This window comes from Actinomadura sp. KC216, from assembly GCF_004348535.1.
GTDB lineage: Bacteria > Actinomycetota > Actinomycetes > Streptosporangiales > Streptosporangiaceae > Spirillospora.
The window spans coordinates 18,014-34,172 of sequence record NZ_SMJX01000063.1; the positions used below are offsets into that span (position 1 = coordinate 18,014).

Sequence of the window (16,159 nt, forward strand, 5' to 3'; positions counted from 1 at the left end):
GGTCGCTCGACAAGATGCGGGACGCCTCGGGAATCGGTGCGCACTATCATTCGGACACCTCGGTTGCCATAACTCGACTGTTCTGGGCCTTGAAGATTCGGTGGAACGCGAGAACGAGCATGAGCGTCAGGACGAACGGGGCGAGCCAGATATGGGAGGAGAAGTACTTTCCGCCGGCCAGGACGGCGGCCAGCAACACGATCGAGCAGGCGTTCGCGTTCGCGACGATCGCACCGACCTGCCGGGGCGAGAAATCCGCGGCCGCTTCCGCGCGAAGGATCACCCGCAGGGAACCGAAGGAGCATCCGAGCGCGAAGATGGCGACCACCTGCGGCACCCCGAAGGTCGGGGAGAGCAGCCAGACCGCCATCGCGCCGACCACGGCGACCGCCACGCCCGGCAGCACCCACCGCACTCTCGGGCTTTTCGTGAGGCGGTGCAGCAGGACTCCCGCGACGGCCATCCCGATGCCGAGAACCATGTCCAGGACCCCGATGGTGAGCATGCCTTTCCCGTGGGCGATGGCCTGTAGGGGCAGCATGAAGTTGAAGGTTCCGAGGACGGGCCAGACGAGCATGAAGGCAAGGAGGTACATGACACCGAGGCCGTTCGCGCTCTCCGGCCCGGCCTCCTTCTGCGTCTGCTCCGCAGAAGCCGCGGTCCGCTGCGATCCCAGACTCAGGACCGCGACGACCGCGAACAGGGCCGCGCAGCCGACCAGCACCAACTCGTCCCGGACCACGCGGGTGAACAGCGGCGCGAACAGCGGCCCCACCATGAGCGCGACCTGGTTGACGGTCATGGTCAGCGAGCTGTGCTTGCGCAGGACGATGCCGTCGACCCCGGACGCCTCGTCGTTGAACCACACCTCCCAGGCCGATTCCAGAAAAAAGAAGAAGACCCACAGGACGAAGTTCAGGGCGACGATCACTTGCACCTGGGCGTAACCGGCCGCCATCAGCAGCAGGGTCACAGAGATCCCGGACAACCCGGCGGCGGTCATCCTGGCGCCGCCGGCGATCGGGAGGTAGCGGATCAGCGGCGGGACGAGGACGGCGGGTACGAAGGACAAGGTGGTCGCGATGGCGAGTGCGTCGTACCCTCCCCCTTGCGCGGAGGCGATGTGCCAGTTCAGGAGCAGCAGCACCACTCCGTTCAGGAATCGGTAGACGCCTGAGTAGAGCGTGTACCGCTTCACTCGCCGACCGCATCCTCGATCACGAAGACCTGCTCGGATATCTCCTTCGCGATGGTCACGGGCAGGGAGGTCTTCTCGCCGAACAGCTCGTCCCATTCGAGCTCGATGAGACCTTCCCTGGTGCTCCAGTTCTTGGCGGCGTGGGACCGGTCGCCGGGCTTGGCGCTGATGTTGATGCTGCGGACCTCGGGCGGCAGCGGCTTCCCGTCGAGGACGTCCTTGATCCGTCCGGGCGGGGCCTTGAGGAACGCGATCGCGGAGGTCTTGGTGGGCTTCGCGCCGCCGGCGACGTCGAAGAGGTCGGACCCGAGATACGAACCGACGTGCAGCCAGTACGGGTTGATCGAGCAGGCCCGCTCGACCTGGTCCATGATCCCGTCGCCGCCGGGACGGGCCGCCACCTCGATCACCCACGGCGTCCCGTCCCCGGCGAACTTGATCTCCACGTGGGCGAGCCCCCGGTCGATGCCCAACGCGGCACAGGCCCGCGTGGCCAGGTCGGTCAGCATGGGGTCTTCGGTGCGGTGGCTCGGCACCAGGTGCGCGATCTCGGCGAACCAGGGCCGGGAGGACAGGTACTTCTCCGTCACGGCGAGGACGTGTGCGCGCCCGCGGCCGCAGAGCACTTCGAGGGACACCTCGTCGTCGGAGTCGACGAACCGCTCGACGAGGTACTTGTCGCCGCGGATGTCGAACGCGGACCTGTACTTCGCGATGACGGCCTTCGACTCCGCGAGGCCCGCGACCGCCTCCTCCCGCGTGGTGGCGAGGACGACTCCGCCGCTGCCGCCGAAGTCGTACGGCTTGATGACCACGGGCAGCCCGATGGCCTTGACCGCGTCGAGCAACTCCTGCTCGGACCGCACCAGCTGGGAGCGGGGAGTCGGGATGCCGGCGGCGTGGAACGCCTGCTTCATGGCGTGCTTGTTCCGGGCGTTGGTCACGGCCGTGGCGTCCAGGCCGTCCAGCCCCAGGACGCGGTTCACGGTGCTTGCCGACTCCACCGTCCAGTCGTTGAGCGGGACGACGATTCTCGGGTGCCAGCCCTGGGCGGAGTGTGCGCGGATCGCCGCCAGCAGCGACTCCGCGTCTTTGGGATCGGCCGCGAGCATGTTGTCGAACGTGCGGTTCGGCTTGCGCACGGCATCTTCTGTGGCCGCCCAGACGGGGAGGTCGGTCGCCTGCTTCGCCCCCGAGAAGGCCCGTTCACGAAGGTACTGGTCGGCCCCGAGAAGTAAGACGTATTCCTTTGACTGCATGAGCACGCTTCCAATTTGGAGTGGCATGAACGTCGTGCACAGGAAGGGAAACGCGTGCATGCTGCAATAGCTCGGCCGGCTGCACTCTCGTCGATTTCCCCGTTACTTACCGGCTACCGGCGGCCACCCCGACCGGTATGGCCCCCGCACCTGCCGACGCCCCCGTACGCGGGCCCCGGCCACACTGGAACGCCTCATCTACCCCGAGTTCGAGCAGTCCAGCTTCAGCTTGAGAATCTGTTATCGACGCCCGCGGCGTTCGATTTCGCGGCGTCGGCGGCGAAACGCAGCGGACTCGGCGGCCACGCGGCCCGCCCAACGCGATATTGCACGTGAGGTACCTCTCGCATGTCGGAAGCCTCGGATGTCTGGAGCTTGGGTGGGTACCGAAGAATCCATTTAATCGATTGCACGCGGGGGTTCGTCCGCGATGCTAACCGGGGCCCGGCGCGGAGATCAAGCTTCCCGAACGCAACCAATGCGATACGGGGGATCAACTGGGTACTTGACCTCGGTGTTTATGCGTGGAAAGCATACCGAAAATGATCACTGTCCTGATGTGGCCAGCATTGAGATCGGTGCGGGCCGCGCGAAGCAGGCCTCTGAGAACGCCCGCCTAGGCGGGCGATGAGGTCGGGCGGCCGCGCGGGACGATCAGGGCACCGGCGATCGCGGTCGGGACGGCGACGAGCAGCGTCCAGCCGAGGCGCTGGATACGGGCCTGGTCGCAGGCCCCGTGGATCGCGATCCGTTCCGTGTCCTTCAGGGGGATTTCGAGGGTCTCCTTGCCGCTCCTGGCGCTGAGGACGGGCGAGCACGTCACCGTCCGGGCCTTCTCGATCGTCGCGGGGGTCACGGTGATCGAGGCGTTCAGGAGGTAGAGGACGGCGATGGCGCCGACGGCGGCGAGGGCCATCGCGATGTAGTTCATGGGCCGCATGGTGAATCCGAGAACCGATCTGCAAAACGGCGGCCCCGCCCGGCGGGCCGGGCGAGGCCGATGGGTGGGGGACGGTTCGGTCAGCGGACCTTCGGCACGGGGCCGAAGAGCGGTCCGACCTTCTCCCAGCGGTCCAGCTGGCAGCCGTCGTCACGCGAGAACTGGGCGTTGACCTTCTTTCCCTGCCAGGTGCCCTTGACCTTGGCGAGCTCGGGCCCGCCGTAGATCATGGTGCACATCTGATCCTTGGGGACGGGTTTGAAGGGGTCCTGGCCCTTGGCCTTGGCGAGGGCCGCGCAGGCGTCGGCGGCCTTGGGATGGTCGCCGCCGGGCGGTTCGCAGTTCAGGGTCCAGGTCTTGGCGGGTGCCTCCTTGGAGGCTTTGACATTGATGGTGAGGGAGTCCGCCGGCGGGCCGGAGGGCTGCACGGACGTCGTGCCCGAAGGCTGGTCGGCGGGGGTCCCCTTGGCCTGTTCGTCGCCGCAGGCGGCCAGGGACAGGACCATGGCCAGTCCGGGCGACGCGAAAAGGAGCGTCCGATACCGCATGGGTGATTCGACGCAAGGGGGCTTCGCGCGGTTCCATGGGGGTGTGATGAATTTCGGGGACGACGTGCCGGCGGTGGGAGCCGCCGACGTCCCGCAGGACGGCTACCTGCTGGACGTTCGGGAACAGGACGAGTGGGACGCGGGCCACGCGCCCACGGCCGTCCACATCCCCATGGGCCAGCTGGGTGATCGTGCCGGAGAGGTACCCCGCGATCGGGAGGTCTACGTGATCTGCCGGTCCGGGGCGCGGTCCGCGCAGGTGACGGGGGCCCTCAACCAGGCGGGTTGGCTGGCCAGGAACGTCGACGGCGGGATGAAGAGCTGGGTCGAGGCGGGCCGTCCGATGGAGGGCGGCGGCGACGGGGCGCCGTACGTGGCCTGAAGCGGCCCGGCCGGATGTGGCCGGGGACGGGCGCCGCGCATGATCGGTGGCCTTTGGGGTGATCTACGCCCTTTTGAGGGGAAGTCGGGCGGTTGTACGATCGGGCCCGACCGATGACCGCGGGAGCTCGGGCCGCACCGGAGAGGTGCAAGCCGGGCTGAGAGGGCGGCCTTAGAGGCGTCGCCGACCGCATGAACCTGTCCGGGTAATGCCGGCGTAGGGAGTGTGCTCCGTGACGTCCGAGATTGACGCGCGTTCTGGTGCTGCGCGTCCTAACAATGAGGCTCCGTTCACGCTCGACGAGCCCGCCCCCAGGGTGCTGGGGTTCTGGGACCAGAGCGCCTTCTGGGCGAACCTCGGGGTCAGCCTTCTGGCCTTCTCCGGCGCCTACACCGTCCTGGCGCCGGACGCCGACGGCCGCCCCACCCTGTCGATCATGGCGGGCATCGCGGCGATGGCCGTGGGAACGATCCTCGGCGGCCTGATGCTGGGCCTTGCCGCGGTGCCCGGCGCGCGCACCGGCCAGCCCGCGATGGTGCTGCTCCGCGGCTTGTTCGGCGCGCGGCTGTCGTACGCGCCGACCGTGCTGAACGTCGCGCAGCTCGTCGGCTGGGGGACGTTCGAGCTGATCGTCATCGCGGACGCGGCGCGCGAGCTGTGGGACGGGGTGCCGCGCTGGGGCTACGTTGTCGCCGCCGGGGCGATCACGACGGTGCTGACCATCTGGCCGCTCGGCTCCGTGCGGATCCTGCGCCGCTATGTCACGGTCGCCGTGGGGATAGCGCTGGTCTACTTCTACGTCCAGCTCCTCCGCGAACCGCTGCCCGACCTGACGCAGGGATCGTGGGGCGGCTTCTGGATCGGGGCGGACGCGGCGCTGGCGGTGTCGATCTCCTGGGTCCCGGTCGCCGCCGACTACACCCGCCATTCCCGGACGGAACGGGCCGCGTTCGGGGCCGCCGCCGTCGGATACTCGGTCACGCAGATCGTCGCGTACGTGCTCGGCCTGCTGGCGCTGGCGCTCGTCGCGGGCGACTCGGCGAAGGTCTTCGACCCGTTCCTGAACGTCACGCTCGGCGTCGTGTTCTTCGCGATCTTCGTGCTGCGCGAGGCGGACCAGTCGTTCGCCGACACCTACTCGACGGCCGTGTCGATCCAGAACCTCGTGCCGCGCGCCGACCGCCGCGTGCTGAGCGTCGCGCTCGGCGTGATCGTCACGGTGCTCGCGCTGGTCCTGGACATCGGCGACTACGCCGGATTCCTGTCACTGATCGGCTCGGTGTTCGTGCCGATGCTCGGCGTGCTGGCCGCCGACTTCTTCCTCGGGCGCCGGAGCCGGGGCGGCTGGGACGCGTCGCGGACGGCGCCGTCCCGCTGGGGCATGATCGCCGCCTGGGCGGCCGGGTTCGTCGTGTACCAGCTCATCAACCCCGGCACCGTCAGCCGGTGGGCGGGCTTCTGGCAGGACGTCCAGGACGCGCTGCGCTTCGAGACGCAGAGCTGGATGAGCGCCTCGCTGCTGTCGTTCCTGGTCGCGGGGGCCGCCGCGCTCCTCATCGGCAGGGTTGCCAAAAAGTAAGGTTCGTGTCCGGCCGACGGGGCGGTGGCAAGTTTCGGCGTAAGTTACCCCGCGCCGGACGGGAGTCCGGTGGCACGATGACAGGCGTGCACCACCACGTCCATGACCCGATCGCGCGGGCCGTCATCGAGAGCGCCGCCGACGCGATCGTGGCCGTGGACCAGCGGCATCGCGTCACCGTGTGGAACCCGGCCGCCGAGCGGATGTTCGGCTGGACGGCCGAGGAGATGGTCGGGCGGGTGCCGCCGATCGTCCCGCACGAGCTGAAGGCCGAGCACAACGCCGTCCAGGAACGGCTCCTCACCCGCCGCGCCGCCGGTACCGACCAACTCGCCGAAGGGGAGAGCGAAGGCGAAGGCGGGCAGATATCGATCGCGACCCGCCGGTTCCACCGGGACGGCCGCCTCATCGACGTCCGGATCGACACGAGCCTGCTGAAGGACCCGTCCGGCACCCTGCTCGGCTGGGTCGGGGTGTACCACCCGGTCGACGAGGACGAGATCGTCCAGCACCACATCACGGAGCGGGCGCGGCTCGTCCGCCGGCTGAACGACATCGTCGCCGACCTGAACGCCGAGCTGGACCTCGCCGTCGTGCTCGACCGGATCACCGCCGCGCTGATCGAGCTGACCGGCGCGGACGCGGGCGGCTTCGTACGGATCGAGGGCGACCGGCTGCGGCTGGTGAACATGTCCGGGCTACCGGAGCACATGCGCGGCACGTCCGCCGACCTGCGGACGAGCCTGGTCGGGGAGCTGCTGCGGTCGGGCAAGACGGTCAAGCTCGCGACGGGCGAGCAGCGCCTCGGCGACCTGATCTGGTCCGAGCTTCCCGGGCTGCACACGATCGCGCTCGGCCTGTCGTATCTGCAGAACCGTCCTTATGGCGCGCTCTACGCCCTGTTCTCCGGGCACAAGGTCGGGCACACCGAGCTCGAGCTGCTGGAACTGCTCGCCGGGCACGCGGGCGTCGCGGTCGGCAACGCCGTCGCGTACGCGGAGGTCGTCCGGCAGCGGGCGCACGAGCGCGCCGTGATCGACTCCAGCGCGGACGGGATCGCCGTGCTCGACCACCGTCTCGTCGTCCAGCAGTGGAACCCCGCCGCGCACGCCCTCACCGGCATCGCGCCGGAGCACGCGCTCGGGCGGCCGCTGCCGTTCGGCATGCCCGCGCTCGGCGAGATGCTGACGTTCCGGCTGGAGTCCGGGACGTGGCTGAACGTGCTCGCCGCCGAGATCGAGGAGACCGGCGAGCTCGTCGTCGACTTCCGCGACGTGTCGGAGGCGAAGGCGCTGGAGGAGGCCAAGGACCTGTTCCTCGCGACCACCAGCCACGAGCTGCGCACCCCGATCACGGTCGTGCAGGGATTCGCGTCCACGCTGGTCAACCGGTGGGACGAGCTGCCCGACGCCGACCGCCGCGCCGCCGTCGCCACCATCGCCGAGCGCGCCCAGTCGCTCGGCCGGCTCGTCGAGCATCTGCTGCTCGGCTCCCGCGCGGGCGCCGACGAGCTGACCGTGACGATCGAGTCGTTCGACCTGACGCGGGTGCTGGAGGGCGTCGTCGGCGGGTTCCGGTCGCTGTCGCCGCTGCACAAGGTCGAGCTGGAGATCGAGCCCGGGCTGCCGGAATGCCGCGGGGACGCGATGGCGACCGACATCGTGCTCGGGCAGCTGCTGGAGAACGCGTTCAAGTACTCACCGGACGGCGGGACGGTCAGCGTCCGGGCCGTCCGCGAGGGCGGCGACATCGTCGTGACCGTGGAGGACGAGGGCGTCGGCATCCCGGAGGGCGACCATGAGCGGATCTTCGAGCGGTTCGTCCAGGGGGACGCCGGGGACCGGCGGCGGTTCGGCGGCATAGGGCTCGGCCTCTACATCGTCAAACGCCTCACGGAGGCGCAGGGCGGAACGATCTCCGCGCATCCGGCCTCGCACGGCAAAAGTGAGGGATCTCACACAACCCAGCCGCGGGGCGACGAACCCCTCCGATCGGACGGTTTGGCACCCCGTCCCAACGTTCTTCTGCAAGCGGCGGAAGGCCATGGACCCGCAGGTGGCGCGCATGCTGGTTACGGAACGTGCATGCGTCTCGTGCTCCACGCGGCGTCCTGACCGGCCGCCGGGCCCGAGTGTCAACGTATCTCGTCAGTGACCGGGGAGGGCGTCCTGTGACTACTCAACGTAATCAAACCCGAACCGTCCCGCCACGATAGGACGGCCGTGACCAGGGCATTCATGTGGTCTCGACGGTCGCCGTGGCCACTCTCCTGTGGGAAAGTGCGGCGTCCGCGGGGTGTGACGGACGAAACGAGCGGCCGAGGAGTAAATCCGCCGTTGGCTGGATAGATCCTTGGATGGTTGCCGTTCGTGACGGGATTCCGATGCGGGGGTGATCACCGTGACCGGACGGCCGGTGACTCGTTGTGCAGGTGGCGAATGAACCGTTCGGGTTTCCGGTCCAGGCCAACAGGGCATTTCGGTCGTACTGGAAGAGCGGTGACGGGACTCATCCGGGTACACGAAACGACGGGGAGGTGAGGGCGTCGAGCGTCGTACTGCTCCCACACGCACCGTCCAGCGTCGCTGTCGCCCGGAGGCGCCTCAGCTCGGAGCTGGTCGACTCGGGCGTCTACGAATCCGTCGTGGACGACGCCAGCGTCATCGTCAGCGAGCTTCTCAGCAACGCCCTCCGCCACGCGCGTCCGCTGCCGTCCGGCCAGGTCAGGGTCTGCTGGCTGCGCCGCGGCGACGTCCTCGAACTCGAGGTCAGCGACGGCGGCGCCATGACCGAACCGCGCCGCGGCCCCGGCACCCTGTCCTCCCTCGGCGGGCGCGGCCTCGGCATCGTCGAGGCGCTCTCCGAAGGCTGGGGAGTCCGCCACGAGGACGGCGCCACCACCGTCTGGGCCGTCCTGCGGGCACCGAGATCCCCCAGCGGGCAGAACGGAAGGGCCGCCCCCGCGGGCGAGCACACCGCCGTCCCCGACCTCGCCGACTTCCCCGATCTCATGGATGAACCGGACGATCTACGCGATCGGCCCCGAAACGGGACCGCTGCGAGCAGGGCATATCCGGCCTAACCCGGACCCCGTCTAGAGAATCCCGCGCCGACCTTGTAATGTCCTTCCCAAGCTCGGGCGTTGTCGTGCCCCCGTCGACATCGCCCGAGCTGTATTCGTTTTTTTTGTATTTCTCTCCTCCTTCGGCCCTGGCGGGCCTCCATCGTCGAGAAACACGGGCGATCGCTGGCATCGCTCCGGCTCGCCTGGCGGCTCGCTGCGCGATCAGGTTCTCGCAAGCTCGAACCTGCCTTCGGACGCGATCGCAGGCGTTGGGGTTGTTGCGTGGTTGCTGTGCGGGCTGGGGTTTGTGCGTTTGGTGGTTGCGCGCTGCGTGTGTTCGGGTCGCTTCGCGACCCCTTTGGCTAATTGACCGGGGGGTCTCTGAGGATTGGGCAGGACATGCAGCGGGGGCCGCCTCGGCCTGTGCCTAGTTCGCTGCCGGTGATTCTTATGACCTCAATGCCGGACGCCTCTAGTTGGGCGTTCGTCTCTATGTTGCGTTCGTAGGCGACGCATAGGCGGGGGGCTACGGCGAGGGTGTTGTTGCCGTCGTCCCACTGTTCGCGTTCGGCGGTGACCGGGTCCAGGCCGGTGTCGATCACCTTGAGGCGCTCCAGGCCCATTGCTTCGGCGGCGGCCTCCAGGAAGGGGCGCGGCTCGCTGACGTGGAGGTCGCCGTTGTTGAGGGTGACCTTGTAGGCGGTCAGGGAGTGGGCCACCGGGGGGTACATGACGACGGTGTCCACGTCGACCATGGTGCAGACGGTGTCCAGGTGCATGGTGGCGCGTTCCTGGGCGATGGGGACGGCCAGGACGGTGTGTGCCAGTCCTGCTCCTATGACCTGGCGGGCCAGGCGTTCTACGCCTGCGGGGGTTGTCCGTTCGCCGGTGCCTACGGCGATCACGCCTGGGGTCAGGAGGAGGACGTCCCCGCCTTCCAGGTGTTCGAGGGCCGGGGTGTACACCGGCTGGACGTCTGCGAAGCGTGGGTGGTGGGTGTAGATCAGGCCCGTCAGCGCGGACTCGCGGCGGCGGGCTTCCATGGCGAGGCTCGTCACCGCCGGGCGGTCGCCGATCCAGGTGCTGTTGTCGCGGGTGAACAGCAGGCCGGGGAGAGGGTCGACGATGAAGTCCAGGCGGTTCATCAGGCGGTAGACGAGGCCGTGGCCTGCTTTGAGCTCCTCGTGTGCCAGGCCCGCTATCAGGGTGTGTGCGAGGTTCTCGGGGTCGAGGTCGCGCAGATACTCCTCGACTACGCGGCGGAGCTGGTCGCCCAGGCGGAGGTCGACGATGGCGTCCGCGATGGCCTGCTCGCGGGCGGGCCCGTACTCCAGGGCGTCCTGCAGAAGCTCCGTGAGGTAGAGGACCTCGACGCCGCGTGAGCGGAGGGCCTCGGCGAACGCGTCGTGCTCTTCTTGGGCCCGGCCTACCCAGGGGATCGCGTCGAACAGGAGCTTGTCGCTGTTGCGTGGGGTGAGCCGCTTCAGTTCCGCGCCGGGACGGTGCAGGAGGACGGTCCGGAGCCGTCCGACCTCGCTGGTGACCCGATGCTCGTTCGCTGCCGTCACACTCTGCAGTTTAGGCGGCCCGAATTCTCCTCCCGATGGTGTGCCACCATGCGGAGGTGATCGGCCGATCGGCGCTGCCGCTGCATCTCACGTCGGCGACGTTGCTGCGGGTGTCCGCCGAAGGGGTCGCTACGGCGCTGGTTCTGACCGTGCAGGCCCGGACCGGGGACGCCGCCAGTGCCGGGTACCTGCAGACCGCGATGACGTTGCCGTACGTGCTGAGCGGGCCTCTGCTCGGGATCGTCGTGGATCGGGTCGCTCGGCCGCGTGGTGTCGCTGTGGCCCTTGCGGCCGGGTATGCCGTTGCGACCGGGCTCCTGCTCGGGATGGCGGGGCGGTCGCCGCTGGTGCTGGCGTTGCTCGTCGCGGCGGTGATCGGGTGTACCGAGCCGGTGGTCGTCGCGTTGACCAGTTTGTTGCCGCGGTTCGTGCCGCCGGGGCGGCTCTCGCGGGCCTATGGGCTTGAGGCGTCCAGCTACAACCTGGCCGGGATCGCGGGGCCGGGGCTGGCTGCCGGGCTCGCGGCCCTGTCGGGTGGGGAGTATGCCGGGGTCGCCATTGTCGTTGCCGGTGTCCTTGGGTTGCTGACGCTTCCGTTGCTGCCGTTTCCTGGGCCGCCCGCTGATGCGAAGTCCGAGGTGAGCGGCGGGTTCTCGCTGATCTCGGGCGGGTTGGTGGTGCTCGTCCAGGGGCGGGTTCTGCGGGCGTTGACGGCTGCCACGACGCTTGCGTGGATGGGGTTCGGCGGGATCGCGGTGACGGCGGTGCTGCTCGCCGAGCACATCGGGGCGTCCCCGAGTGCGGGCGGGCGGTTGCTCGTTGCGATGGCGATCGGTTCGCTGATCGGGTCGCTGGCGTCCAGCAGGTGGCTGACGCCCCGGCACGCGGAGCCGGTCATGCTCGCCGGGCTCGTCGCGTTCGGTGCTTCGCTGGCGGCCCTTGCCGTCACGCCTTCGGTGGCGTGGGCGACGGGTGCCTGCGTGGCCGCGGGCATCTGTGAGGGGCCGGTCTTCGCGGCGACGCTGATGCTCCGGCAGCGGGAGGCGCCGCCCGGACGGCTCGGACAGGTCAACACGACGGCGGGCAGCCTCAAGATCGCCGCCTCGGCGATCGGGGCGGCGCTGACCGCGGCGTCCGCCGATGCGATCGGGCCGGTGGGGCTGGTGCTGGCGATCGCGGCGTTCCAGTTCGCCGGGGCCGGTGTGGGGTGGCTGCTGCTGCGCGTTCCCGCAGGTGGAAAACCTGTGGACGGCGCGGGGCCCGGCTCTTAACCTTCGGAGCATGTTCCTGGCAGTCGGCACCCGGACGCTCGCGGCCTTTGGCCTGCTGAGCGCGGTGTCGGCTGCCTTCTCGGCAGCGGACGCGGTCGTCGTCGACGGCGCGCGAAGCTGACCCCTCTCCGTCCCACCTTCCGGAGAACCAGCGGAGGGGGGTGGCCCAAAGCGGGTTCTCACCGGATCCACCAGTGAGGACAGGAACAATGGCCAAGCAGCTTTACGAGCGCGACAAGCCGCACGTGAACATCGGCACGATGGGGCACGTCGACCACGGCAAGACGACGCTGACCGCGGCGATCACCAAGGTGCTCGCCGAGCGCGGGATGGCGTCCGCCGTGCCGTTCGACCGGATCGACCGGGCCCCGGAGGAGCGCGACCGGGGCATCACGATCAACGTCTCGCACGTCCACTACACCACCGCGACCAGGCACTACGCCCACGTCGACCTTCCCGGTCACGCCGACTACGTGAAGAACATGATCACGGGGGCGGCGCAGGTGGACGGGGCCGTGCTCGTCGTGTCCGCGCAGGACGGGGCGATGCCGCAGACGCGGGAGCACATCGTCCTGGCCCGGCAGGTCGGCGTCCGGCACGTGGTCGTCGCGCTCAACAAGGCCGACATGGTCGAGGACACCGAGCTGCTCGACCTCGTCGAGCTGGAGGCCAGGGAGCTGCTGTCGGAGTACGGGTTCCCCGGCGACGAGATACCCGTCGTCCGGGTGTCCGGGCTGCGGGCGCTGGAGGGCGACCCGTACTGGACGGCCCGGATCGTCGACCTGCTCGACGCGATCGACGCGTACGTGCCGGTGCCGGAGCGGGTGCTCGACAAGCCGTTCCTGATGCCGGTCGAGGGCGTCCTCACGATCACCGGGCGCGGCACCGTCGTGACCGGGGTCGTGGCGCAGGGGCTCCTGCGCGTCGGCGACGCCGTCGAGGTCGTCGGGCTCGGCGAGTCGTTCCGCACGGTCGCGACCGGGCTGGAGTCGTTCGGCCGGTCGATGGAGCACGCCGAGGCGGGCGACGACACCGCCATGCTGCTGCGCGGCGTCCGGCGGGACCAGGTCCGGCGCGGGCAGGTCGTCAGTGTGCCGGGCGCGATCCGGCCGCACCTGCGGTTCCGGGCCGAGGTCCGGGTGCTGACGGCGGACGAGGGCGGCCGGAGCAGGCCGTTCTTCCACGGGTACCGGCCGCAGTTCCACTTCCGGACGACCGACGTCGTCGGCGGCGTCGACCTCGGCGGCGAGGGCCGCATGGCGATGCCCGGCGACTCGGTCGCGATGACCGTCGAGCTCGGCAGTCCCGTCGCGATGACCGAGGGCCTCGGCTTCGCGATCCGCGAGGGCGGCCGGACGGTCGGCGCGGGCACGGTCACCGGCCTGCTCGACTAGCGGCGCTCCAGGGGCCCGGCGAAGCCTTCGCCGGGCTCCTTGGGGTGGTTCGGCCGGAACCGCTGGCGAACCGCGATCTTGTTGTGGTGGGATTCGGACATCGTCCCCGGCTGACCCCCCACCTGGAGAACGTGTGCGATCCCCCCGCGCCCTGATTCCCCTGCTCTCGATCTGCGCCGCAGGCGCGGTCGTCACCGCGGCCCTGACCGGCGCGAGCATCGAGGGCCTGCCGGGCGAAGGCGGGTCCGCGCCCGCCGCCCATGCCGACGGCGCGGTGCAGCCCCCGGACGCCGTCACGATCAATGCTGTGACCTGGAACGTTTGCGGGGGAGTAGAGCCTTCGTGCCCGCTCGGGGGTGATCCGGCCGCGCTCGGCGAGCAGATAGCGCAGCGGATGAAGGGCACCGAGGTCGGCGGCCGGACGGTCGCGGCGAACGCCGTCCTGCTGCAGGAGGTCTGCGAAGGGCACGTGCGCGCGTTCAAGAAGGCCGATTCCCGGTGGACCTGGGCGTTCGCTCCCTCTCCTGGGGTGTCGTCCTGTTCGCGGGGGCAGGGGCGGCTCGGTGTCGCCATCGGCGCTGACGCTCCGCTCGCGGGAGTGGAACGTACCGAACTTCCGTCGCCTCCCGGGCGCGCGCCGGTCGCCTTGTGCGGGGAGGTCTCGTCCTGGACGACCCGGGTGTGCGTGACGCAGCTCGGTTCGTCGGAGGACGCGGCGTGGCGGCGCAAGCAGGCCACCGCCCTCGCCGCCCTGGCCGGTAGCGGGCGGGTCCTGTTCGGGGGCGATCTCGGTGCCGTGCCGGAGAGCCCGGCGTTCGATCCGCTGTACCGGGCGTACGAGGAATGCGACCAGTCCGGTGAGTCCCGTGCCGGTGCCATGACCCGCCAGGACTGGACGGGCGCGGCCGTGCAGAAGACCGACTACCTCTTCATCAGCCGGGACGCGGCCGTCTCGTGCAGCGTCCCGGCCGAGCGGGTGAAGGCGTCCGACCACCGGCCCCTGTCGGCGATGGTCCGCTACCCCTAGTGGACCTGGCGCTCCTGGCCCTCCCAGTACGGGGCGCGGAGCTCGCGTTTGAGGATCTTGCCGGTCGGGTTGCGGGGGATGGCCTCGCGGCGCTCGACCGTCGTGGGGCACTTGAAGTGCGCCAGGCGGTCGCGGCAGTAGTCGATGATGTCCTTGTCGATGATGTCGGAGGTGGCGACGATGATCGCCTTGGGGGTCTCGCCCCACTTGGCGTCCGGGACGCCGATCACCGCGCAGTCGCTGATGTCGGGATGGCCCATCAGGACGTTCTCGACCTCGGCCGGGTAGATGTTCTCGCCACCCGAGATGATCATGTCCTTGACCCGGTCGTGGATGTAGAGGTAGCCGTCCTCGTCGAGGTAGCCGGCGTCGCCCGTCCGGAACCAGTTGTCCTCGGACAGCGCGGCCGCAGTCGCCTCGGGCTTGCGCCAGTAGCCCTTCATGTTCTGCGGCGTCCGGCAGAGGATCTCGCCTACCTGGCCCGTCGGCAGCTCCTCCTGCGTCGCCGGATCGACGATCTTGAGGGTGCAGTCGCGGTTGGGCAGGCCCGCGCTGCGCAGCCGGTGGGCGTTCGGGCCGTCCGGGTCGTGGTCGGCGGCGGGCAGCATCACGATCGCGCCGGTGACCTCCGTCAGGCCGTACACCTGCATGAAGTCGGTGGTCGGGAGCATCCGCATCGCGCCGCGCAGGACGTCCTCGCTGATCGGCGACGCGCCGTACAGCATGAGCCGGAGGCTGGACATGTCACAGGCGGTGACGTCCGGGATCAGCGGCATGAACTGCAGCAGGACCGGGACGAGGAAGATGTGCGTGACCCGGTTCCGCTCGATGCCCTGCGCGATGAGCGTCGGGTCGGGCTCGCGGGCGATCACGCCGGGGATGCCGTTGTGGATCGCGGAGAGCGCGAGCATGTTCCCCGCCACGTGGTACATCGGCATCGCGACCATCAGGATGGACGTCTCGTCGACGCTCCACGTCTCGTTGGTCGTGGTGAGCGCGGCGAAGTAGTTGTCGTGCGTCAGCATCACGCCCTTGGGCAGGCCCGTGGTGCCCGACGAGTACAGCTGGCAGAACACGTCCGAGGTGTCGGCGACGTGGGCCGCCCCCGGCGGCGCGTCGGGCGCGGCGTCGACCCAGGCGGCGTAGTCGCGGTAGGGGTGGTCTGAGCCGCCGATGACCAGCAGGTGGGTCGTGTGCTCCAGCTTGCCGGCGATCGCGTCCAGGACGGGCACGAAGTCCGCGCCGACGACGAAGACCTTCGCCCGCGCGTCGTTGACGATGTAGGCGACCTCGTCCGGCGCCAGCCGGTAGTTCACCGGGACCTGGGCGGCGCCGATCCGCGGCGCGCCGAAGAGCTGCTCGACGTATTCGAGGGAGTTCTTGTCGAGGATCGCGACCCGGTCGCCGGGCCCGACACCGGCGCCGGCGAGCGCGGCGGCGACCTTGTCGGCGCGCCGGTCGAAGTCGCCGTAGGTGATCTCGGCGTCGCCCGCGATGTAGGCGACACGGTCAGGATGCGAGCGTGCCCGCTCGCGCAGCGTCTCCGTCAGACCCGGCACGGTAGGTCCCTTCGCCGATGACCGCCTGGTTGTCCCGGCATCATGCGGTCACCGGCAGGGCCCCGGCAAGGGGTCCGCTAACGGCTTTTGGACATCTTGGACACGGCGGTGACGGCGAGCACCACCAGGACGGCGACGAAGCCGATGAAGAAGAAGAACTTCAGCATCGACAGGATCGCGCCGATGGCGGTCATCGCCAGCCATATCGCGAGGATGACACCGATGACGGTGAGGATCGTCTTACCCATGACCACACCGTATGCGCTCGTCCGGCGAAGGTCATCACTCTTGGGAACGACCCTGGACGGCCTCAGCCCCCGCCGTACGGCGGAGCGCCACCCTGAGACCCTGCCGGGGGCGGCCCCTGACC

Annotated in this window: 15 protein-coding genes and 1 riboswitch; of the genes, 7 read left to right on the forward strand and 8 right to left on the reverse strand. The window is 69.6% G+C overall.

Annotated elements, in window-relative coordinates:
* Nucleotides 1–46 precede the first annotated feature (46 nt).
* The 4 genes from E1264_RS13860 to E1264_RS13875 all read right to left on the reverse strand — a co-directional run bounded on the left by E1264_RS13860 (nucleotide 47) and on the right by E1264_RS13875 (nucleotide 3,945).
* Complete coding sequence (locus tag E1264_RS13860; protein ID WP_132173349.1) at nucleotides 47–1,198, reverse strand: hypothetical protein; 1,152 nt, start codon at nucleotides 1,196–1,198, stop codon at nucleotides 47–49.
* Nucleotides 1,195–2,457: an ATP-grasp domain-containing protein gene (locus E1264_RS13865; RefSeq protein WP_132173375.1), complete on the reverse strand. Its 1,263-nt coding sequence runs from the start codon at nucleotides 2,455–2,457 to the stop codon at nucleotides 1,195–1,197. Before E1264_RS13865 ends, E1264_RS13860 begins: the two co-directional genes overlap by 4 nt.
* 616 nt (nucleotides 2,458–3,073) lie before the next feature.
* A complete protein-coding gene (locus tag E1264_RS13870; RefSeq protein ID WP_132173351.1) occupies nucleotides 3,074–3,388 on the reverse strand; it encodes a hypothetical protein in 315 nt (104 codons plus the stop codon).
* Between the two features lie 89 nt (nucleotides 3,389–3,477).
* Nucleotides 3,478–3,945, reverse strand: a complete 468-nt coding sequence (locus tag E1264_RS13875) for an SSI family serine proteinase inhibitor (RefSeq protein ID WP_132173353.1) — start codon at nucleotides 3,943–3,945, stop codon at nucleotides 3,478–3,480.
* Between the two features lie 46 nt (nucleotides 3,946–3,991).
* Here E1264_RS13875 and E1264_RS13880 point away from each other — a divergent pair, with 46 nt between their 5' ends.
* The 4 genes from E1264_RS13880 to E1264_RS13895 all read left to right on the forward strand — a co-directional run bounded on the left by E1264_RS13880 (nucleotide 3,992) and on the right by E1264_RS13895 (nucleotide 8,988).
* Nucleotides 3,992–4,327, forward strand: a complete 336-nt coding sequence (locus E1264_RS13880; protein ID WP_132173355.1) for a rhodanese-like domain-containing protein — start codon at nucleotides 3,992–3,994, stop codon at nucleotides 4,325–4,327.
* A gap of 109 nt (nucleotides 4,328–4,436) precedes the next feature.
* Nucleotides 4,437–4,568, forward strand: a riboswitch (TPP riboswitch).
* Nucleotides 4,560–5,906 carry a cytosine permease gene (locus E1264_RS13885; RefSeq protein WP_132173357.1) on the forward strand — a complete coding sequence of 449 codons (1,347 nt, stop codon included), beginning with the start codon at nucleotides 4,560–4,562 and terminating at the stop codon, nucleotides 5,904–5,906. (Overlaps the previous riboswitch by 9 nt.)
* 77 nt (nucleotides 5,907–5,983) lie before the next feature.
* Nucleotides 5,984–8,020 (forward strand): PAS domain-containing protein, encoded by a 2,037-nt coding sequence (locus E1264_RS13890; protein ID WP_243710926.1) that lies wholly within the window; start codon nucleotides 5,984–5,986, stop codon nucleotides 8,018–8,020.
* A 422-nt stretch (nucleotides 8,021–8,442) separates the two neighbouring features.
* Nucleotides 8,443–8,988: an ATP-binding protein gene (locus E1264_RS13895; protein ID WP_243710927.1), complete on the forward strand. Its 546-nt coding sequence runs from the start codon at nucleotides 8,443–8,445 to the stop codon at nucleotides 8,986–8,988.
* Between the two features lie 344 nt (nucleotides 8,989–9,332).
* On the opposite strand, the gene E1264_RS13900 is transcribed toward E1264_RS13895, so the two are convergent.
* Nucleotides 9,333–10,538, reverse strand: coding sequence for an arginine deiminase (locus E1264_RS13900; RefSeq protein ID WP_132173359.1), 1,206 nt, complete (start codon nucleotides 10,536–10,538; stop codon nucleotides 9,333–9,335).
* Between the two features lie 56 nt (nucleotides 10,539–10,594).
* Between E1264_RS13900 and E1264_RS13905 the strand changes: the two genes are divergently transcribed.
* Nucleotides 10,595–11,809 carry an MFS transporter gene (locus E1264_RS13905; protein WP_165964165.1) on the forward strand — a complete coding sequence of 405 codons (1,215 nt, stop codon included), beginning with the start codon at nucleotides 10,595–10,597 and terminating at the stop codon, nucleotides 11,807–11,809.
* A 209-nt stretch (nucleotides 11,810–12,018) separates the two neighbouring features.
* Nucleotides 12,019–13,203 carry an elongation factor Tu gene (tuf, locus tag E1264_RS13910; RefSeq protein WP_132173363.1) on the forward strand — a complete coding sequence of 395 codons (1,185 nt, stop codon included), beginning with the start codon at nucleotides 12,019–12,021 and terminating at the stop codon, nucleotides 13,201–13,203.
* Here the strand turns inward: tuf and E1264_RS45955 are convergent.
* A complete protein-coding gene (locus E1264_RS45955; protein WP_279490625.1) occupies nucleotides 13,200–13,325 on the reverse strand; it encodes a hypothetical protein in 126 nt (41 codons plus the stop codon). The genes tuf and E1264_RS45955 overlap by 4 nt on opposite strands.
* Before the next feature lie 11 nt (nucleotides 13,326–13,336).
* Here E1264_RS45955 and E1264_RS13915 point away from each other — a divergent pair, with 11 nt between their 5' ends.
* On the forward strand, nucleotides 13,337–14,230 hold the full coding sequence (locus tag E1264_RS13915; protein WP_132173365.1) for an endonuclease/exonuclease/phosphatase family protein: 894 nt from the start codon (nucleotides 13,337–13,339) through the stop codon (nucleotides 14,228–14,230).
* Here E1264_RS13915 and E1264_RS13920 read toward each other — a convergent pair.
* Nucleotides 14,227–15,789 (reverse strand): long-chain-fatty-acid--CoA ligase, encoded by a 1,563-nt coding sequence (locus E1264_RS13920; RefSeq protein WP_132173367.1) that lies wholly within the window; start codon nucleotides 15,787–15,789, stop codon nucleotides 14,227–14,229. The genes E1264_RS13915 and E1264_RS13920 overlap by 4 nt on opposite strands.
* A gap of 77 nt (nucleotides 15,790–15,866) precedes the next feature.
* Nucleotides 15,867–16,037: a hypothetical protein gene (locus E1264_RS43350; protein WP_165964166.1), complete on the reverse strand. Its 171-nt coding sequence runs from the start codon at nucleotides 16,035–16,037 to the stop codon at nucleotides 15,867–15,869.
* Nucleotides 16,038–16,159: the final 122 nt, after the last annotated feature.